Source organism: Rhizobium sp. AB2/73 (genome assembly GCF_020871915.1).
Taxonomy (GTDB): domain Bacteria; phylum Pseudomonadota; class Alphaproteobacteria; order Rhizobiales; family Rhizobiaceae; genus Rhizobium; species Rhizobium dioscoreae.
This window is the reverse complement of record NZ_CP067073.1, coordinates 149,875-175,145: the sequence shown is the minus strand read 5'-3', so window position 1 is coordinate 175,145 and position 25,271 is coordinate 149,875. Positions and strand designations below refer to the sequence as shown.

29 protein-coding genes are annotated in these 25,271 nt (G+C 61.1%); 14 read left to right on the top strand and 15 right to left on the bottom strand.

What is annotated here, in order from left to right; translation table 11 throughout:
- Positions 1-14: 14 nt before the first annotated feature.
- Both I8E17_RS26725 and I8E17_RS26720 read left to right on the top strand, forming a co-directional pair.
- Positions 15-1,460 carry an HlyD family type I secretion periplasmic adaptor subunit gene (locus tag I8E17_RS26725; protein ID WP_219511722.1) on the top strand — a complete coding sequence of 482 codons (1,446 nt, stop codon included), beginning with the start codon at positions 15-17 and terminating at the stop codon, positions 1,458-1,460.
- 7 nt (positions 1,461-1,467) lie between these two features.
- A complete protein-coding gene (locus I8E17_RS26720) occupies positions 1,468-1,746 on the top strand; it encodes a transposase (RefSeq protein ID WP_069614130.1) in 279 nt (92 codons plus the stop codon).
- A 148-nt stretch (positions 1,747-1,894) separates the two neighbouring features.
- Here I8E17_RS26720 and I8E17_RS26715 read toward each other — a convergent pair whose 3' ends face one another.
- Complete coding sequence (locus tag I8E17_RS26715; protein WP_069614129.1) at positions 1,895-2,251, bottom strand: avidin/streptavidin family protein; 357 nt, start codon at positions 2,249-2,251, stop codon at positions 1,895-1,897.
- A gap of 125 nt (positions 2,252-2,376) precedes the next feature.
- A complete protein-coding gene (locus I8E17_RS26710; protein WP_083258240.1) occupies positions 2,377-2,574 on the bottom strand; it encodes a DUF2934 domain-containing protein in 198 nt (65 codons plus the stop codon).
- A 292-nt stretch (positions 2,575-2,866) separates the two neighbouring features.
- Here I8E17_RS26710 and I8E17_RS26705 point away from each other — a divergent pair, with 292 nt between their 5' ends.
- From I8E17_RS26705 to I8E17_RS26695, 3 genes are read left to right on the top strand one after another with little or no spacing between them, the layout of a single operon-like run.
- Positions 2,867-3,298 (top strand): CBS domain-containing protein, encoded by a 432-nt coding sequence (locus tag I8E17_RS26705; RefSeq protein WP_069614416.1) that lies wholly within the window; start codon positions 2,867-2,869, stop codon positions 3,296-3,298.
- A gap of 27 nt (positions 3,299-3,325) precedes the next feature.
- On the top strand, positions 3,326-3,592 hold the full coding sequence (locus I8E17_RS26700) for a hypothetical protein (RefSeq protein ID WP_083258239.1): 267 nt from the start codon (positions 3,326-3,328) through the stop codon (positions 3,590-3,592).
- Between the two features lie 56 nt (positions 3,593-3,648).
- Complete coding sequence (locus I8E17_RS26695; RefSeq protein ID WP_229002247.1) at positions 3,649-4,584, top strand: NADP-dependent oxidoreductase; 936 nt, start codon at positions 3,649-3,651, stop codon at positions 4,582-4,584.
- Positions 4,585-4,941: 357 nt separating this feature from the next.
- On the opposite strand, the gene I8E17_RS26690 is transcribed toward I8E17_RS26695, so the two are convergent.
- The 7 genes from I8E17_RS26690 to I8E17_RS26660 all read right to left on the bottom strand — a co-directional run bounded on the left by I8E17_RS26690 (position 4,942) and on the right by I8E17_RS26660 (position 12,143).
- Positions 4,942-5,799 (bottom strand): transporter substrate-binding domain-containing protein, encoded by an 858-nt coding sequence (locus I8E17_RS26690; RefSeq protein WP_069614126.1) that lies wholly within the window; start codon positions 5,797-5,799, stop codon positions 4,942-4,944.
- 32 nt (positions 5,800-5,831) lie between these two features.
- Positions 5,832-6,599 (bottom strand): ATP-binding cassette domain-containing protein, encoded by a 768-nt coding sequence (locus I8E17_RS26685; RefSeq protein WP_069614125.1) that lies wholly within the window; start codon positions 6,597-6,599, stop codon positions 5,832-5,834.
- Positions 6,596-7,336, bottom strand: coding sequence for an ABC transporter permease (locus I8E17_RS26680; protein ID WP_069614124.1), 741 nt, complete (start codon positions 7,334-7,336; stop codon positions 6,596-6,598). Before I8E17_RS26680 ends, I8E17_RS26685 begins: the two co-directional genes overlap by 4 nt.
- On the bottom strand, positions 7,336-8,055 hold the full coding sequence (locus I8E17_RS26675) for an ABC transporter permease subunit (protein WP_069614123.1): 720 nt from the start codon (positions 8,053-8,055) through the stop codon (positions 7,336-7,338). Before I8E17_RS26675 ends, I8E17_RS26680 begins: the two co-directional genes overlap by 1 nt.
- Before the next feature lie 81 nt (positions 8,056-8,136).
- Positions 8,137-8,991 (bottom strand): transporter substrate-binding domain-containing protein, encoded by an 855-nt coding sequence (locus I8E17_RS26670; protein ID WP_219511720.1) that lies wholly within the window; start codon positions 8,989-8,991, stop codon positions 8,137-8,139.
- A gap of 58 nt (positions 8,992-9,049) precedes the next feature.
- On the bottom strand, positions 9,050-10,726 hold the full coding sequence (locus tag I8E17_RS26665; RefSeq protein WP_113366162.1) for a M28 family peptidase: 1,677 nt from the start codon (positions 10,724-10,726) through the stop codon (positions 9,050-9,052).
- Positions 10,719-12,143 carry a M20 family metallopeptidase gene (locus tag I8E17_RS26660; protein WP_069614120.1) on the bottom strand — a complete coding sequence of 475 codons (1,425 nt, stop codon included), beginning with the start codon at positions 12,141-12,143 and terminating at the stop codon, positions 10,719-10,721. Before I8E17_RS26660 ends, I8E17_RS26665 begins: the two co-directional genes overlap by 8 nt.
- Positions 12,144-12,320: 177 nt before the next feature.
- Between I8E17_RS26660 and I8E17_RS26655 the strand changes: the two genes are divergently transcribed.
- Complete coding sequence (locus I8E17_RS26655) at positions 12,321-12,962, top strand: GntR family transcriptional regulator (RefSeq protein ID WP_069614119.1); 642 nt, start codon at positions 12,321-12,323, stop codon at positions 12,960-12,962.
- 97 nt (positions 12,963-13,059) lie between these two features.
- On the opposite strand, the gene I8E17_RS26650 is transcribed toward I8E17_RS26655, so the two are convergent.
- Entirely contained in the window at positions 13,060-14,235 is a 1,176-nt protein-coding gene (locus I8E17_RS26650; RefSeq protein WP_069614118.1) for an MFS transporter, read from the bottom strand.
- Between the two features lie 106 nt (positions 14,236-14,341).
- Entirely contained in the window at positions 14,342-14,527 is a 186-nt protein-coding gene (locus I8E17_RS26645) for a hypothetical protein (RefSeq protein WP_069614117.1), read from the bottom strand.
- 97 nt (positions 14,528-14,624) lie between these two features.
- Between I8E17_RS26645 and I8E17_RS26640 the strand changes: the two genes are divergently transcribed.
- Positions 14,625-15,518: a LysR family transcriptional regulator gene (locus tag I8E17_RS26640; RefSeq protein WP_069614116.1), complete on the top strand. Its 894-nt coding sequence runs from the start codon at positions 14,625-14,627 to the stop codon at positions 15,516-15,518.
- A 242-nt stretch (positions 15,519-15,760) separates the two neighbouring features.
- Here the strand turns inward: I8E17_RS26640 and I8E17_RS26635 are convergent, their stop codons facing one another.
- From I8E17_RS26635 to madL, 3 genes are all read right to left on the bottom strand, one after another.
- Positions 15,761-16,429: a GntR family transcriptional regulator gene (locus tag I8E17_RS26635; protein ID WP_069614115.1), complete on the bottom strand. Its 669-nt coding sequence runs from the start codon at positions 16,427-16,429 to the stop codon at positions 15,761-15,763.
- 253 nt (positions 16,430-16,682) lie between these two features.
- On the bottom strand, positions 16,683-17,447 hold the full coding sequence (madM, locus tag I8E17_RS26630) for a malonate transporter subunit MadM (protein ID WP_069614114.1): 765 nt from the start codon (positions 17,445-17,447) through the stop codon (positions 16,683-16,685).
- Positions 17,448-17,458: 11 nt separating this feature from the next.
- A complete protein-coding gene (gene madL, locus I8E17_RS26625) occupies positions 17,459-17,881 on the bottom strand; it encodes a malonate transporter subunit MadL (RefSeq protein WP_069614414.1) in 423 nt (140 codons plus the stop codon).
- 174 nt (positions 17,882-18,055) lie between these two features.
- On the opposite strand from madL, the gene mdcA reads away from it, so the two are divergent.
- From mdcA to I8E17_RS26590, 7 genes are read left to right on the top strand one after another with little or no spacing between them, the layout of a single operon-like run.
- Positions 18,056-19,705 carry a malonate decarboxylase subunit alpha gene (gene mdcA / locus I8E17_RS26620; protein WP_069614113.1) on the top strand — a complete coding sequence of 550 codons (1,650 nt, stop codon included), beginning with the start codon at positions 18,056-18,058 and terminating at the stop codon, positions 19,703-19,705.
- A 9-nt stretch (positions 19,706-19,714) separates the two neighbouring features.
- Positions 19,715-20,026, top strand: coding sequence for a malonate decarboxylase acyl carrier protein (gene mdcC, locus I8E17_RS26615; protein ID WP_069614112.1), 312 nt, complete (start codon positions 19,715-19,717; stop codon positions 20,024-20,026).
- Positions 20,023-20,934 (top strand): biotin-independent malonate decarboxylase subunit beta, encoded by a 912-nt coding sequence (locus tag I8E17_RS26610; protein WP_069614111.1) that lies wholly within the window; start codon positions 20,023-20,025, stop codon positions 20,932-20,934. The genes mdcC and I8E17_RS26610 overlap by 4 nt, the downstream gene beginning before the upstream one ends.
- Entirely contained in the window at positions 20,921-21,643 is a 723-nt protein-coding gene (locus I8E17_RS26605; protein ID WP_069614110.1) for a biotin-independent malonate decarboxylase subunit gamma, read from the top strand. Before I8E17_RS26610 ends, I8E17_RS26605 begins: the two co-directional genes overlap by 14 nt.
- Positions 21,636-22,277 (top strand): malonate decarboxylase holo-[acyl-carrier-protein] synthase, encoded by a 642-nt coding sequence (gene mdcG, locus I8E17_RS26600; protein WP_069614109.1) that lies wholly within the window; start codon positions 21,636-21,638, stop codon positions 22,275-22,277. The genes I8E17_RS26605 and mdcG overlap by 8 nt, the downstream gene beginning before the upstream one ends.
- Positions 22,274-23,128 carry a triphosphoribosyl-dephospho-CoA synthase MdcB gene (gene mdcB / locus I8E17_RS26595; RefSeq protein WP_069614108.1) on the top strand — a complete coding sequence of 285 codons (855 nt, stop codon included), beginning with the start codon at positions 22,274-22,276 and terminating at the stop codon, positions 23,126-23,128. Before mdcG ends, mdcB begins: the two co-directional genes overlap by 4 nt.
- Complete coding sequence (locus tag I8E17_RS26590) at positions 23,125-24,045, top strand: acyltransferase domain-containing protein (protein ID WP_069614107.1); 921 nt, start codon at positions 23,125-23,127, stop codon at positions 24,043-24,045. Before mdcB ends, I8E17_RS26590 begins: the two co-directional genes overlap by 4 nt.
- Positions 24,046-24,143: 98 nt before the next feature.
- Here the strand turns inward: I8E17_RS26590 and ugpC are convergent, their stop codons facing one another.
- Complete coding sequence (gene ugpC, locus I8E17_RS26585; protein WP_069614106.1) at positions 24,144-25,208, bottom strand: sn-glycerol-3-phosphate ABC transporter ATP-binding protein UgpC; 1,065 nt, start codon at positions 25,206-25,208, stop codon at positions 24,144-24,146.
- Between the last annotated feature and the right edge of the window lie 63 nt (positions 25,209-25,271).

The following is a 25,271-nucleotide window of genomic DNA, read 5'->3' as shown; positions in this document are numbered from 1 at the left end:
GGAGGGATGCGGTCATGACCCTTGTTCAACTGGACGCAACGCTTGCGAGATTTTTAAATTCGTCAAGAGCGAGTCAGCGCTTTGCCGAACGATCGATGGCGACGGCCAGGCAACAGCTGGTCTACGCGCCTGTGCTTGGTGCGAAACAACGCGGACCCGCGTCCCCTTCGCCCATCCCGCGGCTCAGGGGCGTTATATGGACGGGGAACCTATTGATTGGCCTCTTCATAGTCGGATTGGGAATCTGGTCGGTGCTGGCTCCGCTGAAAAGCGCGGCTGTTGCATCCGGCGTCATCGAACCGGAGTCGAGCCGCAAGACCATTCAGCACCTGGAAGGCGGCATCGTGCGGCGGATACTCGTCAAAAACGGCGATGCCGTCGCGGCAGGACAAGTCGTGATAGAACTCGACGACACGAAGTCCCGCTCGGAGCGCGACAATATTCAAGGGCAACTTTGGGACGCCGAAGCGAGCCGCGCCCGCCTGCTTGCCGAGCAGACGGGCGCCGATCACATCGCCTTTCCGCAGGACCTCAGGTCGGCAATGGACAGAGATCCCTCGGTCGGCGCGATTCTGACTGGACAGCGGAAAATCTTCGAAGCGCGTCGTCAGGTCATGCAGGCGGAAGTTGGCATCACCAGCGAGAAGATCGCGCAGGTGCGGCAGGAAATCGTAGGGCTTGGCGCGCAGAAGGCGGCACTGACCGACAGGGCGGCAATCTCGCAGCAGGAACTGGATCAGGTTACGGCCCTCAACGCCAAGGGATTGGAACGAAAAAATACTGTTCTCAACCTCCAGCGGGAAAAAGCGGACCTCGCCGGCCAGCGGGGTCAGGTGGAGGCGCAGATTTCGCGCGCCTACCAAGTGATCAGTGAGGCACAGGCCGATCTCGCTAAGCTCGAGAGCGACAGGCTGAGCGAAGTCGCGCAGGGTATGCGCGACACGGAAAGTCAGATCATGCAATTGCGTGAGCGCTTGTGGGCGATCGACGACCAGCTTTCAAGGACCGATATCCGTGCACCCGAAGACGGAACAATCATGAACCTGCGCATCCACACCGCCGGCGGAGTGATCGGCGCGGGCGAGCCGCTCGTCGATCTTGTGCCGCGCAGCGATCGCCTCATCGTGTCCGCCCACGTCAGACCGGAAGACATCAATCTCGTCCGTGCGGGGCTTGAGGCGCAGGTTCACCTCCTTCCATACAATCAGCGGCGTGTTCCATTGCTGAAAGGCCGGGTCGAGTATGTATCGGCGGACCGTCTCACCGACGCGCAGAGCGGCCAGCCATACTTTGCCGCGACGATCCGAGTGACGGACGAGCGGTTGGCGAAAATGAACGATGTCGAATTGGTCGCAGGCATGCCCGTGCAGACACTGATCGAAACGGGCAAAAGCAGCGTGGCGTTCTATGCCATCAGGCCACTTATCGACAGTTTCCATAGAGCATTTCGTGAGGACTGAAGCGGTGATGGGCAAGAGAAAGTTCGACGACGACCAGATTACCGGCATACTGAAAGAGCACCAGGCTGGGGTGACGGTTGCTGATGTTTGCCACAAGCACGGCATCAGCGAGCCGACCTTCTATCGGTGGCAATCCCTTCATTTCGGAAATGCCGGTCTCGATTCCAAAAGAATGAGAGCACTGATGGAAGAAAACCAGAAGCTCAAGAAACTTTTGGCCGAAGCCATGCTCTCGGCGGCAACGCTGAGCGAGATGCTGGCCAAGACATCGAATGGGCGAAACTAACCTCCAATAGTCAGTCATACACCTTTAAGGTTAGCGATATTCGATTGCTAAAGCTCGCAGATCAGTTCACCTTTCCGTCATGGTCGATGTCGCACGACCTTTCGTCAATCGTATAGCCGGCGGGCACCGGCATTCCACACGACGCGCACTAGGATATTTGCTCGAACGTATCGGCGTTGGTTTGCACGGAATGAGCCCAGCCGAGCTTTCGCGCGCGACCGGGCTGCTCGGGCTTTCTGCTGGTCACAACATGCCAGATCGTCTGGAGCTTTTTCTCGCGCAACATTCCGGTGAATGAGCAGATGGAAGTCGAACCTTCGCCCGCCATTCCAAAAGCGAAATTTATGCAATCGTCGAACCAAACGCCAGCCACCGGCAACTCGGAGCCAAAAAAGACACTGTCTTGCAGCGCGGTCTTGAATGTACCTCTGATTAAACCATCCTGCTCGTCGGTGATCTCGACCGTCGAGCCATATTGATTGCGCCAAATTCCAGTCCAGCTCATGATGGATGTCTCCTTGACGTTTTCGTGGGTGGCAAGTCGATCAGGCGTTGCGGGCCTGTTCCGGACGTCTGGTCAACCGAATTCCTCGACAATCCCCACACAGACGCCCGCGGATTCACGGAGCGTTATTCACGAATAGGACGTGCGTAGGCTGCTTTTTTCCCTTTGTCTTTAGCGACCGGAGATGTTTCAGCTTCGCTTTCCGTCTCTTGGTGCTGCTCTTCGGCCCGTTGCCAATGATCGAGATCGCGCCCGTCGGGCCGCCCTTCTTCCTCCCATATCCTATAAGCTCGCTCGTGGCGCTTGGCTTTATCATCATCCATTGACTTGCTCCTTGATGTTGAATGCGGATTTCTAAAGCTTGGACGGCATCGGCGATCTAATCGACCAGGAAATCGAAAGTTCCCTCTGGATAATTTATTGCGGAGGAGCGCGTGCAGATTGAGTGAGCGGGGCTGCCTCGCCGAAGATGGCGCACATGGCGCAAGCTCAGGAGGCACAGCTGAAAGTTCCGCTTTGGCAGGCGGCGATGCATTTTTCAGCTGCTTTTGCTCCGATGAAGGAACTCTGGACGCCTACGCGAGTTGGGGTCTTTCTTTCAAGGAGGACAGAGACATGCAAGTGAACGCAGCAATGACGCGCGACGTGCGCGTCGCAAATCCTAATCATTCCATTCGCGACGCCGCGGTCATGATGGCCGATCTGGATGCCGGCGTTCTTCCTGTCGGCGAGAACGACAAGCTCGTAGGCATGATCACGGATCGCGACATTACAGTACGCGCGGTCGCGCGCGGGAAGGGACCCGACACCAGGATCGGTGACGTGATGTCGGCAGAAGTTAAATACTGCTTCGAGGACGACGATGTCGACGACGTGATGACAAACCTGGGCAACATCCAGGTGCGGCGGCTGCCCGTGCTCAACCGGGACAAGCGGCTGGTCGGCATACTGTCGCTCGGAGATCTCGCCGTTTCCATGGCTGATGGGTCCGCCGGTCCCGCACTCGCCGAAATTTCCAGACCCGGTGGAGCGCATTCGCAGACCTGAACCAGCAATCATCGAAGGAATGACGCCATGTCGGCATCGAAAACAACGACAGATCATGAAACAATCCGTCAATGGGTGGAAGCAAGAGACGGACGTCCATCACGTGTGAAAAGCACCGGCGGAAATGGCGGCCTTTTGCGGATCGATTTTGGTGAGCCCGAGCAAAACTTCGAAGAAATCGGCTGGGACGAATTCTTCCGGATCTTCGACGATAACAAGTTGGCGTTCCTCCATCAGGAAGAGACGGAGGACGGTCGCGAAAGTCGCTTCAATAAATTCATCAATCGGTCGTGATGTCGGCGGCGGGCTTACGCCGGTGGCAGCCATAATTCCTGGAAAGGCGGTTTAACATGCCCAAGATGATGGCCATCAGAATGCATGAGTTCGGCGATGCCGATGTCTTGCGGCTTGACCAGATCGAACGTCCCTCCCCCGGTGAAAACGAGGTTTTGGTTCGAGTCGCGGCAGCAAGTGTCAATCCTGTCGACTGGAAGATCCGCAAGGGTGGCTATCCCGCGGTCAAGCAAGATGACCTGCCGATCGTTCCCGGACGCGATCTTGCGGGCACTGTCGAGGCTCTTGGTCGCAAAGTAACCGGCTTTGCCAGCGGCGATCGCGTAATCGCGTTCCTCGACATGAAGCGGGGCGGCTACGAGGAATATGTCGCCGTTCCGGCTGCGTTGCTCACGAAAATGCCATCCTCGATCAGTTTCGAGGAAGCCGCGGCCATTCCGCTCGCCGCCATGACCGCATGGCAGGGATTGTTTGATCATGGCCGCCTTCGAAGCGAGCAGCGGGTTCTGATCCATGGAGGGGGTGGAGGCGTGGGCCATTTCGCGATCCAGTTCGCGAAGGCCAAGGGAGCTTGGGTCGCGACGACTGTTTCGGGGCTGGACATCGATCTTGCCCGGCGCCTTGGAGCAGATCAGGTCATCGACTACAAGTCCGAACGTTTCGAGGATATGCTTGATCCCGTCGATATGGTTTTCGATCTTGTCGGCGGTGAAACACAAAAGCGCTCGTTCGAAGTTATCAAGAACGGAGGCGTTCTGGTGTCGACACTAGGCGAGCCGGAGCGACCGGACACCGTATCCGGTAATATTCGGGTTGCCGGCTATATGGCCACGCCGAATGCGGGCCAGCTTCATGAAATCGTCGATCTGATAGAGCAAGGGCAAGTCAAAGTCCTGCTTCACAAGGTTTTTCCGCTTGATATGGCCGCCGACGCTCAACGAACACTGGAAAACGAGCACGTCCAAGGAAAAATCGTTCTGAGCGTGGACTGATCGGCGAAGATAGATGGATTGCCGACACCGGACTGATTTCAACCGACCGGAAGAGTGATGGTAGACCAAGCTGTCCGGTTGGGTTGCATGGCATTCGCGCAATTCTGGAATTCCATTCCGTCAATGCAAGGACGATCGGGAACGCCTAGCTCGATCCGACAGCAATGACGCCGCCTGACGTCCAAATAATCGCCTTGGACTCAGGCAACTCTCGCCGGCGCGCCTGAGGCGGCCATCCGGATCATCCCGATGACCGGCGCGTCATCGGGATGACAAGTTTGAAAGAGCATTTCGCTGCCGTTGCCCGGCACGATCAAAGGCCATGGAACGGGGCGACCGTTTGGCTTCGTTCTGGACTTACTTCGGGGTCACGTCGAAGCCGAACCATTTCTGAGACAGCTTCGCGATCGTGCCGTCGGCTTTTGCCGCCGCGATCGCATCGTTGAACATCGCCTTCAGCTGGGTGTCGTCCTTGCGCAGACCGACGGAACTGCCGCGGCCGAGGAGGCCGCCTTGGAAGCGCGGTCCGGTCACGGTCATATCTTCATTGCCGGGCTTTGCCGCCGCCGTCGACAGATAGGCCATCGACGCCATGATGAGATCGACGCGGCCGGCCTTCAGGTCGAGGTCATGCTGCTCGGTCGTCTTGTATTCGCGAATATCGGCGACGCCCTTCAGATATTTGTCGAGGAAGGTTGCCGCGATCGATGCCGTCTGCACGCCGATCGTCTTGCCCTTGAGCATCGGTTCGAGTTCCTTCAGCGCCTTGGCCGCGCCGGCTTCATCCGTCGCGAGGGAAAACACCTGGCCCTTCATGGGAAGATCGGCAAGCGGGGAATCCTTCAGGGTTGCGAAAGTCTGGCCGGTGGTGCCGTAGGAATCGCTAAAGGCAATGACCTCCTCCCGCTTTGCGGTTGCCGACATGCCGGAAATGATCGCGTCGAATTTACCCGCATTGAGTGCCGGGATCATGCCGTCGAAGGGCTGGATGACGGTCGTGCATTCGACTTTCATGTGATCGCAGAGATATTTGATCAGTTCGATCTCGTATCCGTCCAGGCTGCCGTCCGCCTTGGTGAAATTCCATGGGCGAAAGGCACCTTCGGTCGCGATGGTGACATGCGTCCACTTTTTGTCCTCGGCGCGCGCGACGCTCGCCGTCGCGAACGTGGCGACCATCATAAGCGCGGTTAGAAGTCCGGTCAGGTATTTCATGATCGAGTTCCCCATTGTGATTGAACTTGAAATTATTGGCTGATGAACTGGCGGAAGCGCTCGGAACGTGAACCGGCAAAGACATCCTGCGGCTTGCCGTCTTCCTCGACGACGCCCTTGTGCAGGAAGATGACGCGGCTCGAGACATCGCGCGCAAAGCCCATCTCATGCGTAACGACGAGCATGGTGCGTCCCTCCTCGGCGAGCGCGCGCATGACCCTCAGGACCTCGCCCACGAGCTCGGGGTCGAGCGCCGATGTCGGTTCATCGAACAGCATGACCTTCGGATGCATGGCGAGAGCGCGCGCGATGGCCGCGCGCTGTTGCTGGCCCCCCGAAAGATGAGCCGGGTAGAAATTGCGCTTGTCGGCGATGCCGACCTTGGCGAGCAGCGCTTCCGCTTCCTCGATGCATTCGGCGCGCGAACGGCCCTGGACGTGGACGGGCGCCTCGATCACGTTCTCCAGCACCGTCTTGTGGGACCAGAGATTGAAGCTCTGGAACACCATGCCGAGCTGGGAACGGATGCGATCGACCTGCCTTCCGTCGGCCGGGCGATGGGCGCCGCGGGCGGTGCGCTGCATGCGGATCGTTTCGCCCGCCACGGTCACCTCACCGGAATCGGGCGTCTCCAGCAAATTGATGCATCGCAGGAATGTCGATTTTCCGGAACCTGACGAGCCGAGAATCGAGACGACGTCGCCTTCCAGCGCATCGAGCGAGATGCCTTTCAGCACCTCGACCGGTCCAAAGCTCTTGTGCATGTCGCGCACGCTGAGTGCGATTGGCGTGGCAGTCATCGCGGATCTCCTACGGGGGCCGTCACGGCGGCGGTATCGTGCGTCGCCGGCACGGGCGGGCGCAGATGCGGGCTCAGCCGGTATTCGGCAAACTGGATGAGGCGCGTCAGCACGAAGTTGATCGCCAGGTAAATGGCACCTGAGACGACGAAGACCTCGATGGCGCGATAGGTCTCCGAAATGATCTTCGCCGCAACGCCCGTGACTTCCATCAGCGTGATGATCGAGGCGAGCGATGTCGCCTTCACCATCGAAATCATCTCGTTGCCGTAGCCCGGCAGCGCCTGACGGATGGCAAGCGGCAGGATGATGCGCCGGAACATCATGAGACGGTGCATGCCGCAAGCCCGCGCAGCCTCCACCTGCCCATGCGGCACCGAGAGCAGACCACCGCGGATGATTTCGCTGGCATAGGCCGCGGTATTCAATGTCAGCGCCAGGACGGCGCACCAATAGGGATCGCGCAGAAACGGCCAGAAGATGCTGTGACGGATGACGGGGAACTGGCCGAGACCGTAGTAGATCAGGAAAATCTGGACGAGCAGCGGCGTACCGCGAAAGACGAAGACGTAGAGCCGGGCAAACCAGTCGAGGACGGTGACGCCCGACAGGCGAGCGAGCGCCAGAAGCAATGCGAGGATGGCGCCGAGGCAGATCGACGTCACCGCGAGTTCGATCGTCAACGGGATCGCCGCGACAAGGCTCACGAAAGTTTCTTCAAGGAATTGCCAATCCATCAGCGTTTCCTCACACCGCGCGACAGATGGCGCTCTGCCTGCTGGATGATCAGGCTGGATAGGGTCGAGATCATCAGATAGATCAGCCCTGCGATCAGGTAGAAATCGAACGGCAGTCCCGTGGAGCCGGCACCGACCTGCGCCTGGCGCAGCAATTCGGCGACGCCGGTGATGGAGACCAGCGCCGACTCCTTGAGAACGACCTGCCAGACGTTACCGAGCCCCGGCAACGCATGACGCAAGGTCAGCGGCGCGATAATCCGGCGCAGGCGCAGCCAGCGCGGCATTCCGCAGGCGATGGCGGCCTCGATCTCGCCGGGATGCACGGCCTTGAACCCGCCGCGCAGCACCTCCGTGAACTGCGCACCGGACGTGACGCCAACGGCAAGGGAACCAGCCAGGAAACCCGGAAAACCGAGGAAGCCCTCCGCTCCGAACATCTTGCCGATGGCCGTGACGACCGCGCTGCCGCCGAAGTAAAAAAGATAGATGACCAACAGATCGGGGATGCCGCGAAGAACCGTCGTATAGGCATCCGCCGTGGCGCGGACAAACCGATTGCCAGCGATCTTGCCCCATGCACCGAGCGTTCCGATGCAGGCGCCGACTGCATAGCCGGAAATCGCGACAAGAATGGTCATCCAGGCGCCGGCGAGGAGAGCATGACCCCACCCATCCGGACCGAAGCCAGCAAGCTCGAATAGGGTTGGCTGGTTCATGCGCTTGACCTGAAAGAATGGACGTGGGCAAGGGAAGTCATGGTCTTATCCTCGGCCGGGAACGGTGGATGCGGGAGGCGTTCAATTGGCCTCGAAGGTCGGCGTCAGGTCGATCTTGCTCCATTTTTCCGAGAGCTGCTTGATCGTGCCATCCTTGGCCGCCCGCTTGATGGCATCGTCGAATTTCGCCTTCAGATCGGTCTCGCCCTTGCGCATGCCGAGAGCGACCTCCGTCGCCAACATCGCACCCTTCACCAGGGGGCCGGACATCATCAGATCGTCGTTGCCGGGTTTGGCGAGTACGGAGGCTTCATAAACGCCGCTGTCGAAGCCGGCATCGATGCGACCTGCCTTCAGATCGAGATCGCGCTCCCCGGAGTTCTTATAGGCACGCACCGTCACATCCGATCCGAAATAGGAATTGATCAGCTGCTCCTGGCTGGTCGACTGGACGACACCGACCGTCTTGCCCTTCAAGGCCTTGCCGATCTCCGCCATCACCGGATCCGCCTTCGCCTTGTCGTTGAGATTGAGCCGCTCACCCGTCATCGGGAGAGGTGAAACCGATCCATCCTTCACGAGCAGGAAGCTTGCGACACCGCTCGCATAGGGTACGGTGAAATCGACCACCTGTTTGCGCTTCTCGTTGATGCCGAGCGTCATCACAAGATCGAATTTGCCGGCATTCAGGCTTGGGATCATCGCGTTCCATTCGCCGGCGATCAGCTCGCAATCGACCTTGGCGCGCTTGCAGAGATCGTTGATGAGATCGACGTCGAAGCCGGCAAGCTTGCCGCTTGAATCCATCAGGTTCCACGGCGGGAACGCGCCTTCGATGCCGACCTTCACCTGGGTCCAATCCTTAGCGCCGGCGGTCAGCGGAGCAAGGGAGGCAATCATGCCGAATACGGCGGCAAGCATTTTTCTGTTTTTCATGTTCGTTCCCCTTTTCGGCCGCTTAGGCGGCCTTTTGTCAGATCCGGTATTCTCGGCGTCAGTTCTCCAGAGCCGCTCGCAGGGCGGCATTGGCCTCCCGCAGCGCGTGAGCGATGCGATTTCTCGTCTGACGCGCGTGAACGACGTAGAAGGCGGTATCCGGCGAGCCTTCATCCAGTCTCGCCAGCGCGCGCAGCCCTTCCAGAGAGGGCCAGGCGACGTGCGGCAGCGCGGAGTCGGGATGGAAGCGTTCGCCGCTCGTATAGTTCAGCGGCACCAGATGCCGCCCGGCATGCATCAGCGAGGCATCGATCCGCGCTGCTCTTTCCGGCGTGGGATCCCTCACCTGCAGAAGCGAATTTGCGTTGACGCGCAAGTCTTCGATGGCCCGGGACAGGCCGGAGATGTCGAGACGGCCGGCAAGCGCTGCCTGCAATTGCCCAATCTGCTCGTCGAGAGAGGCGGCATATTGAGTGTAATCCAGCGGCAGGACGGGCAAAGTCAGCAGCCGCCAGAGAACTTCGAGAACAATCGCCGTGTCCCGGCAAAGATTGTCCGGATCGATATGTTCGACGGTGTCGTGCGGCGTATGCCACCACCATCCGAGCGCTGTCAGCATCTTGACAGGGCCCGGCGGCTGATGGCTGAGGCTGCCGAACATCGAGGGAATACCGATACCCCAGAAGGACTGATCCGCAGCGCGGCCATGACGCCTGCCGGCATGTTTCTGTCCGGTCACACGCTCGATCACATCCGCAGCCAAGGGCCTGAGTTCGTCGATCACACCGGAATTGGTGAGGACGGTAGCACCCTCGCCGCCGGTGGAATCGACATTGACATGGACGGCGCAGCGGCGATCGAGTTCGTCGAAATACTCGTCGGCGTACCAAGCTGAACCGGAGTAGCGGCCATGGGAATGACCGGACCAGAAGCATATGCGCAAGCCCCTGCGCCATTCCGAGGCACGAAGCGCGAGCAGGCGCGCCGCCTCGAGCATCGTCGCATTGGCGCCGCCATTGTCCATGACCCCGAAATGCCAGGTATCGTGATGGCCGGAAAACAGGACGAAAGGTCCATCGTCGCCTTTCGGTTGAAGCTCGGCAACAAGCAAGGGCGTCTCGCGCCAACCCGTGTCGACCTCCGCGCAAAGCGTTGCAGTCACGGCCTCTCCGCGCGCCAGTCTTTCACGCAGGCGGCCGCCATCATCCTTAGCGATCGAGCAGATGACGGTCGTCGGCAGTCTGTCGCGCGTGTGTTGCGACGGGCTGCCCCAGACCGGGGAGACGCACATCTCATAGAGATGCTCGTTCGGACTGATGTGAAGTTCGCCGAGCGCGCCGAAAGCACTCGCAAGCGCGGCCACTTCTTCGGTCGCGATACCATCGACCAGGACGATCTTGCCGGCAATATCCTTGTCCGCGAAATCGGCCTCGGTTCCCTCGCCGACATGGATGAGATTGCCGGTTACCCCCGCGGCTGGTGTCGAGACCGACATGGAATGCGTGATGCAACGAAGGTTCTCGCCATCGATCTCAACCGTGGCGGCACGTGGCAAGCTGATGAAGGCATCGTGCGACAAAAGCCGCGTGCGATAGCCAAAGCCGTCCATCTCAGACTGGAGATAGCGGAAGCTTTCCAGCTCTTCGGCCGTGCCCGAAAGCTTTACCCGGCGCGCGAATTCGCCGATATGCGCCATCAAGCGCGCGCGATCGGGCTTCAGACCGGCCTCAGCCATTGGCCTTCTCCGGCAGCGGCGGCTCGACATCGTCCGGGATCGGGTTGACGAAGGGCGTACCTTCGAGACGTGCCTTGTGATCTTCCTTGGCGGCCGCGATGAGTGCGGGATTGCGGATGAGTTCGACGGCCGTGCTCGCCATCACCTTGGCGGCATGTTCGGTGCCCTTGTGAGCGACAGGCAACTTGCCCTGCGCGACGAGCTGCCAGGAGTGGCCGGGCGTGCCGATCGCATAGGTGGCGCCGCGCATCTGCACGGTCGGGACGACCCAGCTGACCGTTCCGACATCGGTCGAGCCTACCAGGGTGCCATCGCCGGCGTTCAAGGGAAAGATTTCCTCACAGAGCGCCTGGCCCTTCTTCGGCTTCAATGCAAATCGGCCGTAGGAAGCGGCAATATCCTCCGCGCTGAAGGTCTGCTGAAACTTCAGCGCGGTCTCGCGATCCGCGTCGTCAAATACGGGCGGCCCGAGCCGATCCAGCTGCGCGAACATGCATTCCTCGAGCGGTGTATTGCCAACGAGATTGGCGTCACCGCTGATGATCTCGCTGCGAACGGTCGTCTCCGTCATCAAGGCGGCACCCTCGGCCACCTTCTTGACCCGGGCGACCAGCGAAAGGAGTTCCGGCAGGGTCCGCGCCCGCACGAGATAACGCACGGTGGCGCGCGCCTGCACGACATTGGGGGCCGCGCCGCCAGTATCGGTGACGGCATAGTGGATGCGCGCCGTCGAGGGCATGTGTTCGCGCATGTAGTTGACACCGACATTCATCAGCTCGACCGCATCCAGCGCGCTGCGGCCAAGATGAGGCGTGGCCGAAGCGTGCGAGGCACGGCCGGAAAAGTGGAAATTGATCTCGTTGCAGGCGAGCGAAATGGGATTGTTGACGCCGGCGAAGGCCGCCGGATGCCAGGAGATGGCGATATCGACATCATCGAAAACGCCAGCACGAACCATGAAGCCCTTGGAGGATCCACCCTCCTCGGCCGGGCAACCGTAATAGCGCACCCTGCCCTTCAGGCCGTTTTCCGCGAGGAAATCCTTGACCGCGGCCGCCGCGAGCATCGAGCCGGCGCCCAGCATGTTATGGCCGCAGCCATGGCCATTGCCGCCATCGACCAGCGGCCGCTCTTCCGCGACACCGGCTTCCTGGCTCAATCCGGGCAGCGCATCGAACTCGCCGAGGATCGCGATGACCGGACCATCCTCGCCCGCTTCGCCCATGACAGCCGTCGGCAGGCCGGCGATGCCGCGCTCGACACGAAACCCCTGACGCCCAAGCATCGTGGCATGTTCTTCGGCGGATCTGTATTCCATGTAGTTCGTTTCAGGAATGTCCCAGATCCGATCGCTGAGCGCGAAGAATTCCGCGCTTTTCCTTTCGACAATGTCCCAGACCGCATCCGAATTTTGCATGGACTTGCCATCCGCCTCATATAATGGATATTAAATTGGTACCAATTTATGTGCCAATAAGAACGGATGCGCAAGAGATAAGCATGAATATTTTTTCAGCAGCCATAACGCGCGCCATGTTGAAAAATGTGGACCTATGATAGTCATCGCCAACTTGGGAAGGTCTGGGAGAGCTGCATGAACTCGCTGGAAGCTGAAGCGGCGGCGCCGTCGCGGGGAGGAGAGGCCGCCGACGTGACCGAGCTCATTCTCCAGGACATCCTCGCGGGCAGGCTCCCGCCCGGAACATGGCTGAAGCAGATCGATCTGGAGCGTCGGTACAGCTGTACGAGGCCGCAGGTGCGGCGGGCGCTCGACCGCCTCGTGCAGAAGCGGCTTGTCGAGCACATTCCCAATCGCGGCTATCACGTGCACGAGCAGGATGGGCGCCGCGCCCAGGAAGTAAGCGATATCCGCGTGATCCTCGAAGTGGCGATCAGCGATCGCATCGTCGCCAATGCCGACGATGCGGATATTGCCAATTTGCGCGCGCTGGCTTCGCGTTTCGACGATCTGGTGCTCAATGGCACCATGCTCGAGCTTTACGAAGCCAATCTCGCTTTTCACCGATACCTGCTGGTACTTGCAGGAAATCAGGAGCTTGTCGAACTCATCACCGAAATCCGGCAACGCACCTCATCGGCACCGGTCTCGCAATGGCGAACCCGAGCCCGCATCGAGCAGTCCGGCCGCGAGCACCAGCAGATGATCGACGCAATAGAGAAGCGCGACGTCGATATGCTCAAGGAACTGACCCGCAGGCATATTTTGCAGACATGATTGATATCGACCACAGCCTGGGGGCATGCCCGGCGAGGCTGTCGGCCGGGGTCGGGATCCCATTTCACATCGCGGGCCTATCCGCGCCTGTCCCAGATCACTCGGTCCGTCTTGCGGTGAACGCAATGATGGCGGCCGCCAGAAACAGAACACCGCTATAGGCGAATGGGCTCCACCATCCGACGCCGTCGAACAGCAGCCCGCCTGTGAAGGCACCGGCGGTGATTGCCGACTGGATCAGCGCCACCAGCAGCCCGCCGCCGGCCTCGAGTTTGTCTGGGATGGCGCGGGTCATCCATGTGTTCCAGGCAACAGGAATGGGCGTGGCGAAGAACCCAAACAGGCAGAGGAGCGCGGCGACCGCAATACCCGAAGGTGCGAGCGGGATCAGCAGCAGAGCGATCGCGGCGAGCGCCGCGGGGAATCCGGCGAGGACGGCATCCAGATGCGCTCGCAGCAGGAAGCCGATCAAGGACGTGCCTAGCAGGCCGAACAGGCCGATGCCGAGGAGCACGACCGACAGCTCGTTCACATCAAGCCTCGTCACATCTCCAAGGAGCGGTCGAAGATAGGTCGATAGCGCGAATTGGCCCATGAAGAAGAAGGACATGGCGGCCATGCTGATTGCCAAAACGCGGTTTCGCAGCAACCCGAGCGGACCGCCCCCGTCATTCTTCGAACCGCCGGGTATTCGCGGCAAGGCGAAGATCTGCCAGACGAAGGCGATGATGCCGACCGGAACGACGATGAAGAAGGCGCCGCGCCAGCCTATCAATCCGCCGAGGAAGCTTCCCAACGGCTGAGCGATGACCGTGGCCAGAGCAGTACCGCCCTGCAGCATGGCGAGGGCCTTTGGAATGTCCTGTTCGGCAGCGATGCGCGCGACGATAGAGGTGGACAGCGACCAGAAACCGCCGATCGCGATGCCGATCAGCGCGCGGCCGAGCATGAAGACGAGATAGTTGGGCGCGAATGTGATCGCCAGACCCGAGAGCACCATCACGATCGTATAGGACAGGACCACCGTTCGCCGATCCAGCCGCCACAGCACCGTGTTGCTGAACAGGCTGGTGACGACCGCGAAAAATCCGGAAACGGAAATCGCCTGCCCCGCCTGCCCCGCGGTAATGCCAAGCTCCTCTGCGAGCGGGGTTAGCAGGCTGACGGGAAGAAACTCGGAAGCGACGAGGGTAAAGGTCATCAGCGTCATGCAGATGATCGCGGCCCATGGGCTGGCCGCACGCTCGGCGGCGCGGTCATAGGTGGTTTCCATAACAATTGTCCAAAGTTGCCCGGAACGCGCTGTTCAGCGAAAAGTCTTGATGGTGGCAGGGGCGCTCATCGCGGCGATGAATTGCCTTTTCTTCATGGCCTGCTCGTCACGTCCTGAGCAGTGCCTTGATGGCCCGGCGCTCATCCATGGCCTTGTAACCATGCGCGACATCGGCAAGCGGAACCGCCGGATCGAAGACCTTTCCGGGATTGATGAAGGATTGTCGCGAGCATGGCCTGGTCTCCCGTCGGGGCGCGTTGCGCCTGTCCGTTTCGCATTCGGGAGAACACATAGCATCGCTCGATAAATCGGATTAGATGGGGTAATTTGTATGAACCTATCGAAAATTGATATTAATTCGGCCCGCGAATATGGGATAGGACAAGCTTATGCCACGGGAAAATTTCAACGAACTGCTGGTGTTCCTGGCCGTCGCCGAGGAACGGAGCTTCACGAAAGCGGCCGCAAAGCTGGGCACATCCCAATCGACGCTCAGTCATGCGGTGAAGAAACTTGAAGAACGTCTTGGCATGCGCCTGCTGGCGCGCACGACGAGAAGCGTTGGACTGACCGAGGCGGGCGAACGGCTGCAACAGTCCCTGTCTCCTCGCATCGCCGAAATCGAAGCGGACATCGAAGCGTTGACCGTCTATCGGGAACGCCCGGCAGGAACCGTCAGGATCACGCTTTCCAACCACGCCATGGAAAGTGTCGTGTGGCCGAAATTGTCGTCCATCCTTGCCGATTACCCTGATATCAAGCTTGAGCTCAGCGTCGATGGCAGCTTCCGGAACATCATCGAGGACGGGTTCGATGCCGGCGTCAGGCTTGGCGAAAGCCTCGAGAAGGACATGATCGCGGTACGCATCGGCCCCGACTGGAGGCTGGTGGCGGTCGGCTCGCCAGAGTATTTTAGAACCCGATCAGCACCGCTGACCCCACAGGAGCTGATGCGTCACAACTGCATTCGACGACGCCTCGGCCGCATCGGCGGTCTCTATGCCTGGGAGTTCGAGAAGGACGGAGAGGAGATCCGGGTCAGGGTCGAGGGCCAACTCACGTTGAATACCGATCGCGAGATGATATCGGCCGCTCTCGACGGACACGGAATTGCCTACGTTCCGGAAAGCTATGTCGAGCACCATCTGGAGGCCGGGCGGCTTCAACTTGTCCTCGACGACTGGTGTCCGAAATTCGCGGGCTACTACCTCTATTATCCCAGCCGCCGACAGAATCTTCGCGCATTCTCCGTCGTCATCGATGCCCTTCGCGAAAGAGGCTGAAGTCAGGCACCAACGATCTGACCAAGGCGCTGTTATCGGTGCCGGGGATTCGGTCAGGTCAATCGAGAAGCCACAGCAGACTTGAGGGTGGCTCGGATGCTGGTCAGCCCGCTAAAATCAATCAGCCGCAGCGGTAGCAATTCCTGTGATTGACCCGAACCGCGGGACGGGATCAGATTGGGAGAGGCTGAGCGGCCTGCCGGATGCGTGCTGAGATCCGGACGGTGGATTCGTTTGGCTGTTCATTCGGCTGCCTCGTCGATTTCCATGTAGCGCGCCAATGCCAAGGCCGCATTCAGCATATGTTCGCGCATGACCAGGGCCGCTTCCGTCGCATCGCCCCGGATCATAGCGCGCAGGATCGCCTCGTGCTCAAGGAATGAAGCCGTCAATCGCTTCGGTTGCCGCAGCTGAGTCCTGCGGAATGGCAGCAATCTCGCCCGCAGCCTCATCAATTCATCAAACAGAAACTCGTTATGCGCACCGCGATACAGCGTTTCGTGGAAGGACAAATTGAGCTTGTCATACTGTTCAAAGTCGTCTGCCTTCGCCGCGAGTTCGGAACGCTCATGAATTTCGGTCAGAACCGCGCGCTCCACGCCCGTTATCCGATGGGTCGCCAGGCGGACGCACATGCATTCCATCTCGGCGGTCACTTCGAACATCTCCATCAGCCGCGGCAAGGTCAGCGGCAGGACGGTTGCGCCTCGCCGCGGACGAATCTCGACGAGCCCGATCGCCTCCAACTGACGTAACGCATCCCTTACCGGCGTGCGGGAAGCGCCGAAGCGGCTGCTGAGCGTTGCCTCGTCCAGGCTTGTGCCGGGCCTTATGGCGCCGGAGGAAATCTCATCCATCAGCACCAGTTTAATGCGCTGACCGATCGATCCAGCTTCGTCAAATTCCGTCATATCAAACCTTGTTTCCGATTTGGCGGGCAACCATTCAGTTTTACACCATCCAATTCGACAGATAGCAATCGATATGAAGCACGATGCAGCATCCGGCCCGTTTTGCCTGTTGGCGAGGAGGCCGTCGACGACGGCTGGATCGGCAAGCGTCGAGCTATAGCCGGGCGCCGAAATCGTACCGGCGATCCCGTGCAGGATGCGACGTCTAAAAACCCTTTTCCTGCACCGGTTCGACCGGCTTTCCCATATTGTTTCAGCCCCCTGCAATCGCCCTGACGGCGAGATAAAGGATCGAAGGCGCTACAAGGCAGCCCAGCCCCGTGTGAAACGTCGCCGTCAGTGCGCCATAGGGGACGAGACGGCGATCGGTCGCCGCCAGGCCGCCGGACACGCCGCTGACGGTTCCCATCAGGCCGCCGAACACCATGGCGCTACGAGGATTGTCGAGACCGATCGCCTTGGCGACGATCGGCGTTCCGACCATGACAAGGACCGCCTTGAAAACACCGGTCGCAATCGACAGCGCGATCACGGCCGAGCTTGCGCCCAGAGCGGCTCCCGTCACAGGTCCCACGATGTAGGTAACGGCACCGGCGCCGATCGTCGTTATGGATATCGCATCCGTGTAGCCGAAAGCGACGGCGAGCAACGAGCCGACAATGAACGGAAGAACCGTGCCGAGGCCAAGAGCAAGCGCACCGACAGCGCCAGCCTTGCGTGCTTGGCCGACATCGACCTCGAAGGCCGTGGCGACGATGGCGAAATCGCGCAGCATGGCTCCGCCCATGAGGCCGATGCCACTAAGGATTGGAATATCCACCACCCCTTTCTCGCCTCCGGTCCACAAACCAGCCGCGAAGGCGGCGGCGAGCCCCAGAACGATTGCTATGGCCGAGCCGTGGACGCGGCCGAACAGGACATGTTTCGAAATGGCGTTCGACAGCCACATGACCAATCCGACGATGGCGAATGCGGTAAGCAGGCTGTTGGCGGTCAAGCCGTGTTTCAAGATCTCCATGGCGGCCTCCCTCAGACCGGATTGCCGGAGGTGGCAAGCTCACCCCTGGCCCTCGCTTCGATTTCGTCCATCGTTTCGCCTCTCTCGCCGATGCGACTCATCAGGGCGACGGTCGCGAAACAAACGAAAACCGTCACGATACCGGCGATCAGCACCAGCGGACCGCTGCGCGCGGCCACCAGCACGTTTTGCTGCGCCGCCATGGCGACGACGATCGGGATGTAGAGAGCGCCCCAGAACTCGACACCGAGTTTGAGCGGCAGCGTCAGCAAGCCCCGCCTACTCAGCCAAAGCCGCGTGGCGATAAGCAGGATCATGGCAATGCCAACACCGCCGACATTCGCCTTCACGCCAAGCGCTACCCCCAGGAGATCACCGAGGATGCTTCCCAAGAGGGTGCAAAGGGCAAGCATCGCGACACCGGATATCATCATGAGCGATCCTCCCTGCATGCGCTTCGATAGAAATACCAGTTCACCATTTTTCCTCCTCCAATGCATACGGATAGACCGCACGACGATTTTAAAATACACCTTGTTGCAGTTTTCGCAATTGTGTGTACATTATATTTCCATAATCACGCTCTTGCGCATACATAGGGCCATCAAATGCTTGATTGGAACACGAAAGGTCGCGACAGGCTGGCGCGTATCGAGGCCGGCCAGCGTTTCTCTGCCGGGAAGCTCGTCGACCCGCAGCAGCTCGTCGCTTTCCTGGAAGCGATCCTGAAGCCTGGAGATCGCGTTTGCCTCGAGGGCGACAACCAGAAGCAGGCGGACCTTTTGGCCAAGGCGCTGTCCAAGGTCGATGTCGCCAGGATACACGACCTGCATATGGTACAATCGGGCGTGGTCCTGCCGGAGCATCTCGACATTTTCGAAAGCGGCATCGCCCGAAGGCTCGATTTTTCTTATTCCGGCCCGCAGTCGGCTCGCATCGCGCGCATGATGTTCGGCGGTCAGATCGAACTGGGTGCGGTCCATACCTATCTGGAACTCTTCGCCCGCTATTTTATTGATCTGACGCCAAAGGTGGCGCTCATCGCCGCGGTCAGCGCGGACAGAGAGGGAAATCTCTATACGGGGCCGAATACGGAAGACACGCCAACGGTGGTGGAGGCGACGAGCTTCGGCAAGGGGCTGGTCGTCGCCCAGGTGGGCGAGATCGTCGATCGCGTGCCGCGCGTCGACATTCCCGCCGACCAGGTTCATTTCGTCGTGGATGCCAAGCGACCCTTCTATGTGGAGCCACTGTTCACGCGCGATCCGGCGGCGATTACCGAAACGCAAATACTGACGGCCATGCTGGCGATCAAGGGTCTCTATGTGCCCTATGGTGTGCGCCGTCTGAACCATGGCATCGGCTTCAACACCGCGGCCATCGAACTGCTGCTACCAACCTATGGCGAGCGACTGGGATTGAAGGGCAAGGTCTGCACGCACTGGGCACTGAACCCTCATCCCACCTTGATCCCCGCCATCGAAGCCGGATGGGTGGAGCAGATCCATTCCTTCGGCTCCGAAGTGGGCATGGAAGACTATATGCGGGCTCGCCCCGACATTTTTTTCACCGGGCCCGACGGCTCGCTACGTTCCAACCGCGCCTTCTGCCAGACCGCCGGACTCTATGCCTGCGACATGTTCATCGGCTCGACCTTGCAAATCGACCTTGCCGGCAACAGTTCGACCGTGACCGGCAGCAGGGTCGCCGGTTTCGGCGGCGCCCCCAATATGGGATCGGACGCGCGGGGCCGGCGCCATCCGAGCGAAGCCTGGCTGCGTGCCGGCCGGGAAGCCGATCCCTCCGCTGCCACCCCTGCCCTGCGCCGAGGCCGCAAGCTGGTCGTCCAGATCGGCGAAACCTTCGGCGATGGCATGGTGCCGATGTTCGTCGAGCGTCTCGCCGCCCTGGATCTGGCCGACAAGCTACAGCTCGATCTGGCTCCCGTGATGGTTTACGGTGATGACGTAACCCATATCGTGACGGAAGAGGGGATCGCCAATCTGCTGTTGTGTCGCGACAGGGACGAGCGGGAACAGGCGATCCGTGGCGTGGCCGGTTACACCGAGGTCGGTCGCGCCCGAGACCGCAAGATGGTGGAGCACCTGCGTCAGCGCAAAGTCATCCAGCGTCCCGAAGACCTTGGAATTGATCCCCTGGATGCCGATCGCAGTCTGCTGGCCGCGCATTCCATCAAGGATCTGATGCTCGCCTCTGGCGGCCTCTACAGGCCGCCTTCCCGGTTCCGCAATTGGTAGGCCACCGCCATGGAAAATCTGCTTTATGAACTGAAATCGGCACAGACCGGCGGGACCCGCGCCCTCGCCCTGGTGGGCGTCGTCGCTTCGGGCAACCTCGAAGTATTGCTTGAACGACGGGAGGCGCCGGACCGTTGCGTCATCGAGATCGCGACGCCGGCCCATGGTTTCGCCGAGCTGTGGGCAGCGGTTACCGAGGATTTCGCGGCACGCTCCGCCGCCGGCGGCCTGCGCATCACGATCAATGACGGCGGCGCCCGGCCGGATATGGTGGCGCTGCGCCTGGCTCAGGGTGTGCGGCTGATGGAGAAGCCAGAATGACCGATTCTCGCACGCCGCGCCGAAGCTGGTATGAAGAATCCGCCCGTGGCCGGCTGCTGCATCTGCTCGATGCCGACAGCTTCACCGAATTCCTTGGCCCGGAACGACGGGAGACGAGCCCTCACCTCTCACTCTTCGATTTGCCCCGGCAGTTCGACGATGGCATCATCGTCGGAGCCGGCCGCATCGACGGTCGCCCCGTGCTGTTGGCCGCCCAGGAAGGGCGCTTCATGGGCGGTGCCATCGGCGAGGTCCATGGCGCCAAGCTGACGGGCCTGCTGCATGCCGCAACCAAGATGCGGCGGGATATCGTCATTCTCTTCGACACGGGCGGCGTGCGCCTCCAGGAAGCCAATGCCGGTGAATTGGCGATCTCCGAGATCATGCGCGCCGTGCTGGAGGCACGGTCCGAGGGCGCGCGCGTCATCGGTCTTCTTGGCGGCCGGGCGGGCTGCTACGGCGGCGGCAGCCTGATTGCCGGCTGCTGTTCGGCACTCGTCATTTCCGAGCAGGGTCGTTTATCGGTGTCCGGGCCGGAGGTCATCGAGACGAACAAGGGCGTGGAAGAATTCGACTCGCGCGATCGGGCGCTCGTCTGGCGAACCATGGGCGGCAAGCATCGCTACCTGATCGGCGGAGCCGATATCTTCGTCGAGGACGATATCTCAGCCTTCCGCGCCGGTGCGATTGCCGCGCTGCAACGGCCGGCCAGTTTAGACCCGACGGTACTGCAAGCGGAACAGACGCGGCTCGAACATCGATTACGCCATTTTGGCGATGCCCATGATGCCACCGAGATATGGGCGCGGCTGCGGATCGACGACCCCGGGCAAATACCGGAGCGGGACATCGGGACTTTCCTCACCACGGCCAATATCCATCGGGAGAGCGCCGATGCAGCTCGCTGATATCCTGTCCTCACTCTTTCCCGCCGGCCATGAGATAACGCTGGCGGATGGGCGCGTTACCGGCTGGGGGCGGCTGGACCGACAAAACCGGATCGACCTGATCGGCATTGCCGACAAGACCTATCCAGGCGTCGATGAGGCGATAGAGCTGGCCGGGCATATCCTGTCGGTCGCCCGGCGGCCGGACAGTTCACCCCTTTTATTCCTGGTCGACTCCGGCAGCCAACGCATGAGCCGGCGTGACGAACTGCTGGGTCTCAGCGAGGCGCTGGCGCATTTGGCAAAGGCGCTGTGGCAGGCTGAGCATGCGGGACACCGTACAGTCGGCCTTCTCTATGGCGGCAGTGCTGCCGGCGCCTTCATTGCCACCGCGCTGGCCTGCGGATCGCTGGCAGCCCTGCCCACCGCATGGCCCGAAGTCATGGACCTGCCATCCATGGCCCGGGTAACCAAGCTGCCGCTCGCTACGCTGAAAGAAAAGGCCGAGACAACGCCTGTTTTCGCGCCCGGCCTCGATAATCTTCTCGCAACCGGCGCCATAGCGGAAGTGTGGGATCCGGCGTCCTCATTGAACGCCCAGCTCGCCGCGCTTCTCGCCAAGCCCATTTCCCCCGATCCGCGCGCGCAATGGGGCGCGGATCGCGGCGGTCGGCCGAAGGCCGCCATGATCGCGGCCGAAGTAGAACGGCTGGCTTTGCTCCATGGTTGACGTCGCCGCCCTCCGCCGTCACGATCTTGTCTATGTGCGCTCCGAAGCATGGCCGGGCTTGCTGCAGGGACAAGTCCAGGACGAAATGGAGACCGACCTGCTGGCATGGGCGGAATTGGGACGACCAGCAATCTTCCGTCGTCGGACCTGCGGCGACGCGGCGGATATCGTACCCTTGGGGCTGCCCCTTCCTCCAGGCATGGGGCGCAAACGGCTCGCTCTCGCATGCCCGCCGGCTGCCGTCATGCGGACGGCACCTCCTCCTCTATTGCGAGACGCGCTGCCCGCGGCACCGGCGCGATGGTGTCGGGCCATTGGCGCGCTTCTGGAGTCAGTCCCCTCTTGTCGCTGTTTCGGAAGTCTGGCTTGGCAATACCTGACCGGCCTTTCCTATCTGGCCGATACTTCCGATCTCGATCTTCTGGTTGAGTGTCGCTCGGACGCGGATGCAAGACGAGTGACGGGTTTACTGACCGATGTTGCCGAACACGCGCCCATGCGGATCGACGCGGAATTGATCACGCCCTACGGCGCGGCCGTTCAGTGGCGGGAATGGCTGTCGGAAAACCCGGAGCTCCTGGTTAAATCCCATACCGGATCGATCCTTATTGCGCGGGAGGCGCTCTTCGCATGACGTTTCCATTGCTGGCCGAACCATGTCCCGTCGCCGTCAAGTATCACGATCCCGAGCTGATCGGGCGGCATGCCGCCCAAGCGCTCGTCCTGGAGGTGGAAACCTGGCCCAAGCCCGGATTGGTCAGCCATATCGACAACGGCGCTCACACCGACATGGACGCGGATCTTCTGCGCCTGAGCGCTCGGACGCTGGAGCCGTTCTTCGTCGCGCTCGCGGAGGCGGGCGCGATGAACGCCGGCATGGATCGCCTGCGGCAAATCGGCATTGAGGCGGAAAAGGCAATGCGGGATGCGACCGGCGGAGTAAACACCCATCGCGGCGCCATACTCGGCCTTGGCCTTCTGGCGGCGGCGGCCGGCCTGGCGGCGACCCGCGCCTGGCAGGCGCCGCTTGGCACCCTTGTCGCTCAGCGTTGGGGACGTGACATCCTTAACCAAGCGCCGGAGCACGACACTCACGGCAGCCTGGTGGCGCGACGCTACCAGGTCGGCGGCGCGCGGGCCGAGGCTGCCGCCGGCATGCCGTCCGTCTACGATGTCGCCCGCCCGGCGCTTGCCGAAGGGCGCCGCCTGGCCATGGGTAACGAGGAAGCCGCGAGGGTTCATGCCTGCATGGCCCTGATCGCGGTGGTCGACGACAGCAATCTGCTTTATCGTGCCGGCCCGGAAGGGTTGAATTTCGCGCGTGACAAGGCCCGCTCCTTCCTGGCGGACGGCGGGGTCGCGCGCGCGAGTTGGCGATGGGATGCCAAGGCCGTTCACGAGGCGTTCGTGGCGCGCAATCTCAGCCCGGGCGGTTGCGCCGATCTCCTTGCCATGGCGCTGTTTACCGAGGTGTTGGAATCGTGACCCTCGCGCTGCTGTGTTCGGGCCAAGGCCACCAGAGCCGGGAAATGTTCCGGCTGCTGGCAGCGGAACCCGACGCGCAGCTCGTCTTCGAGGCCGCGGCCGCGGTGCTTGGGGCGCATCCAACAGACTTCTGCCGGACCGCACCCGAAGCCGCGTTGCATGCGAACCGCGAAGGTCAGATCCTGTGCGTGATACGTGCGCTTGCGATTGCTCGCGCCCTTTTTCCGGCCGGAGCGCCAAGCGAAACAATGGTGGCTGGCTACAGCGTCGGTGAAATAGCGGCATGGGGGGTGGCTGGGATCTGGTCGCCCATGGACACTTTGAGGCTGGTCGATCAGCGGGCGTGGGAAATGGACGCCGCCGGCGGCCCGGACGACGGACTTGGCTATGTGCGTGGTTTGCCAATGGCGGCGGTGCAGGAGCTTGCCGATCGTTTCGGCTGCGCAATCGCCATCGTGAACCCCGGTCTCCTGTTCATCCTCGGCGGCGCCAGACAATCGATCGATGCGCTATGCACCGCCGCGCTTGAAGAAGGCGCGGCACGTGCCGCGCCGATGCCGGTGCATGTCGCCTCCCATACACCTCGGCTCGCCGGTGCGGTTGCACCGTTTGACAAAACTCTCGCCTCGGTAGCCATGAGCCGCCCGGCGCTGCGCCTCATGACCGCCACCAGTGCCACGCTTGTCGTCGATCCGCAACGCGCCCGCGGAGGGCTCGCGCGGCAATTGGCCGAAAGGATCGATTGGGCAGGCGTGATCGAAGCCATGGCCGAACGTGGCGTCACGACGATCCTCGAACTGGGGCCGGGTCGAGCCCTGGCGGAGATGGCAGCTCTTGCGCTACCCGGAAGAAGAGTGCGTGCGGTTGACGAGTTTCATAGCCTCACAGGGATCAAAGCCTGGCTGGCTGCGGACTGAAACCAAGGTCTTCCCGCTACCGACTTGTATTGCCTGTCCTCGGATGCCGCGATGCAACCGATCCTGAGGCCGGTGGCGGCGAGCAATGGCGAATGAGCTTACTCCAGCCGCCGGCCGGTCGCCGCGTCGAAAAGATGCAGCCTTCCAAGATCAGGTATCAACGAAAGACGGCCGCCAGCCTGCGTGGCCACCCGCTCGCGCAGCGCTATGACGAGATCGTCGGACCCGATACGAGAAACAATCAGGGTCTCCGCTCCGGTCGGCTCCACCACCACGACTTCGGCATCGATGCCGCCCTCGCCCATGGCAATGTTTTCGGGCCGCATGCCGTAGACAACCTCCGCGCCACGCGTGACGTCGAGCCCTGCGGGCAACGGAAGGCGCGCTCCGCCATCGGCGAGGAATTCCAGCGGACCAGCGGTGCTGATCTTGCCGCGGATGAGATTCATTCCCGGAGAGCCGATGAAGCCAGCAACGAACAGGTTGGCGGGTCGGTCGTACAGTTCCAGAGGCGAGCCGATCTGCTCGACATAACCGTCGCGCATGACGACGATCCGGTCCGCCATCGTCATGGCTTCGATCTGATCATGGGTGACGTAGATCGTGGTCGTGCGTAAACGTTGGTGCAGCTGCTTGATTTCCGAGCGCATCTGCACGCGCAGCTTGGCGTCCAGATTGGACAGCGGTTCGTCGAAGAGAAATACCTGTGGCTGACGCACGATCGCGCGGCCCATGGCAACGCGTTGGCGCTGGCCGCCGGACAGATTGCGCGGATAGCGGTCGAGCAGGTTTTCCAAGCCGAGGATCTGCGCCGCATCGCGCACGCGCTGCCGGATCTCCTCCTTCGGCGCCTTGGCCAGCCGAAGCGAAAAGCCCATGTTCGCCTCGACGGTCATATGCGGATAAAGCGCGTAGGATTGGAACACCATGGCGATGTCGCGGCTCTTGGCTTCGACGTCGTTGACCACCCGACCGCCGATCGCGACCTCACCGCCGCTGATCTCCTCCAGTCCGGCGATCATGCGAAGAAGTGTCGATTTTCCGCAGCCCGAAGGGCCGACGAGAATGACGAATTCGCCATCCTCGATATCGATATCCACTCCATGCAGAACTTCGAAGTGACCGTAGCTCTTGCGGACACTCGTCACGCTGACCGATGCCATTATGATCTCCAGTTAGAAAAGCGTGTGTCTGATCGCCAACGCCCTTGCCGACCACCATGGCCG

Bases quoted from the DNA above. Each gene is read 5' to 3' on its own strand.
- I8E17_RS26725 (WP_219511722.1), top strand. From the start codon at position 15: ATGACCCTTGTTCAACTGGACGCAACGCTTGCGAGATTTTTAAATTCG.
- I8E17_RS26720 (WP_069614130.1), top strand. From the start codon at position 1,468: ATGGGCAAGAGAAAGTTCGACGACGACCAGATTACCGGCATACTGAAA.
- I8E17_RS26715 (WP_069614129.1), bottom strand. From the start codon at position 2,251: ATGAGCTGGACTGGAATTTGGCGCAATCAATATGGCTCGACGGTCGAG.
- I8E17_RS26710 (WP_083258240.1), bottom strand. From the start codon at position 2,574: ATGGATGATGATAAAGCCAAGCGCCACGAGCGAGCTTATAGGATATGG.
- I8E17_RS26705 (WP_069614416.1), top strand. From the start codon at position 2,867: ATGCAAGTGAACGCAGCAATGACGCGCGACGTGCGCGTCGCAAATCCT.
- I8E17_RS26700 (WP_083258239.1), top strand. From the start codon at position 3,326: ATGTCGGCATCGAAAACAACGACAGATCATGAAACAATCCGTCAATGG.
- I8E17_RS26695 (WP_229002247.1), top strand. From the start codon at position 3,649: ATGCCCAAGATGATGGCCATCAGAATGCATGAGTTCGGCGATGCCGAT.
- I8E17_RS26690 (WP_069614126.1), bottom strand. From the start codon at position 5,799: ATGAAATACCTGACCGGACTTCTAACCGCGCTTATGATGGTCGCCACG.
- I8E17_RS26685 (WP_069614125.1), bottom strand. From the start codon at position 6,599: ATGACTGCCACGCCAATCGCACTCAGCGTGCGCGACATGCACAAGAGC.
- I8E17_RS26680 (WP_069614124.1), bottom strand. From the start codon at position 7,336: ATGGATTGGCAATTCCTTGAAGAAACTTTCGTGAGCCTTGTCGCGGCG.
- I8E17_RS26675 (WP_069614123.1), bottom strand. From the start codon at position 8,055: ATGAACCAGCCAACCCTATTCGAGCTTGCTGGCTTCGGTCCGGATGGG.
- I8E17_RS26670 (WP_219511720.1), bottom strand. From the start codon at position 8,991: ATGAAAAACAGAAAAATGCTTGCCGCCGTATTCGGCATGATTGCCTCC.
- I8E17_RS26665 (WP_113366162.1), bottom strand. From the start codon at position 10,726: ATGGCTGAGGCCGGTCTGAAGCCCGATCGCGCGCGCTTGATGGCGCAT.
- I8E17_RS26660 (WP_069614120.1), bottom strand. From the start codon at position 12,143: ATGCAAAATTCGGATGCGGTCTGGGACATTGTCGAAAGGAAAAGCGCG.
- I8E17_RS26655 (WP_069614119.1), top strand. From the start codon at position 12,321: ATGAACTCGCTGGAAGCTGAAGCGGCGGCGCCGTCGCGGGGAGGAGAG.
- I8E17_RS26650 (WP_069614118.1), bottom strand. From the start codon at position 14,235: ATGGAAACCACCTATGACCGCGCCGCCGAGCGTGCGGCCAGCCCATGG.
- I8E17_RS26645 (WP_069614117.1), bottom strand. From the start codon at position 14,527: ATGTGTTCTCCCGAATGCGAAACGGACAGGCGCAACGCGCCCCGACGG.
- I8E17_RS26640 (WP_069614116.1), top strand. From the start codon at position 14,625: ATGCCACGGGAAAATTTCAACGAACTGCTGGTGTTCCTGGCCGTCGCC.
- I8E17_RS26635 (WP_069614115.1), bottom strand. From the start codon at position 16,429: ATGACGGAATTTGACGAAGCTGGATCGATCGGTCAGCGCATTAAACTG.
- madM (WP_069614114.1), bottom strand. From the start codon at position 17,447: ATGGAGATCTTGAAACACGGCTTGACCGCCAACAGCCTGCTTACCGCA.
- madL (WP_069614414.1), bottom strand. From the start codon at position 17,881: ATGATGATATCCGGTGTCGCGATGCTTGCCCTTTGCACCCTCTTGGGA.
- mdcA (WP_069614113.1), top strand. From the start codon at position 18,056: ATGCTTGATTGGAACACGAAAGGTCGCGACAGGCTGGCGCGTATCGAG.
- mdcC (WP_069614112.1), top strand. From the start codon at position 19,715: ATGGAAAATCTGCTTTATGAACTGAAATCGGCACAGACCGGCGGGACC.
- I8E17_RS26610 (WP_069614111.1), top strand. From the start codon at position 20,023: ATGACCGATTCTCGCACGCCGCGCCGAAGCTGGTATGAAGAATCCGCC.
- I8E17_RS26605 (WP_069614110.1), top strand. From the start codon at position 20,921: ATGCAGCTCGCTGATATCCTGTCCTCACTCTTTCCCGCCGGCCATGAG.
- mdcG (WP_069614109.1), top strand. From the start codon at position 21,636: ATGGTTGACGTCGCCGCCCTCCGCCGTCACGATCTTGTCTATGTGCGC.
- mdcB (WP_069614108.1), top strand. From the start codon at position 22,274: ATGACGTTTCCATTGCTGGCCGAACCATGTCCCGTCGCCGTCAAGTAT.
- ugpC (WP_069614106.1), bottom strand. From the start codon at position 25,208: ATGGCATCGGTCAGCGTGACGAGTGTCCGCAAGAGCTACGGTCACTTC.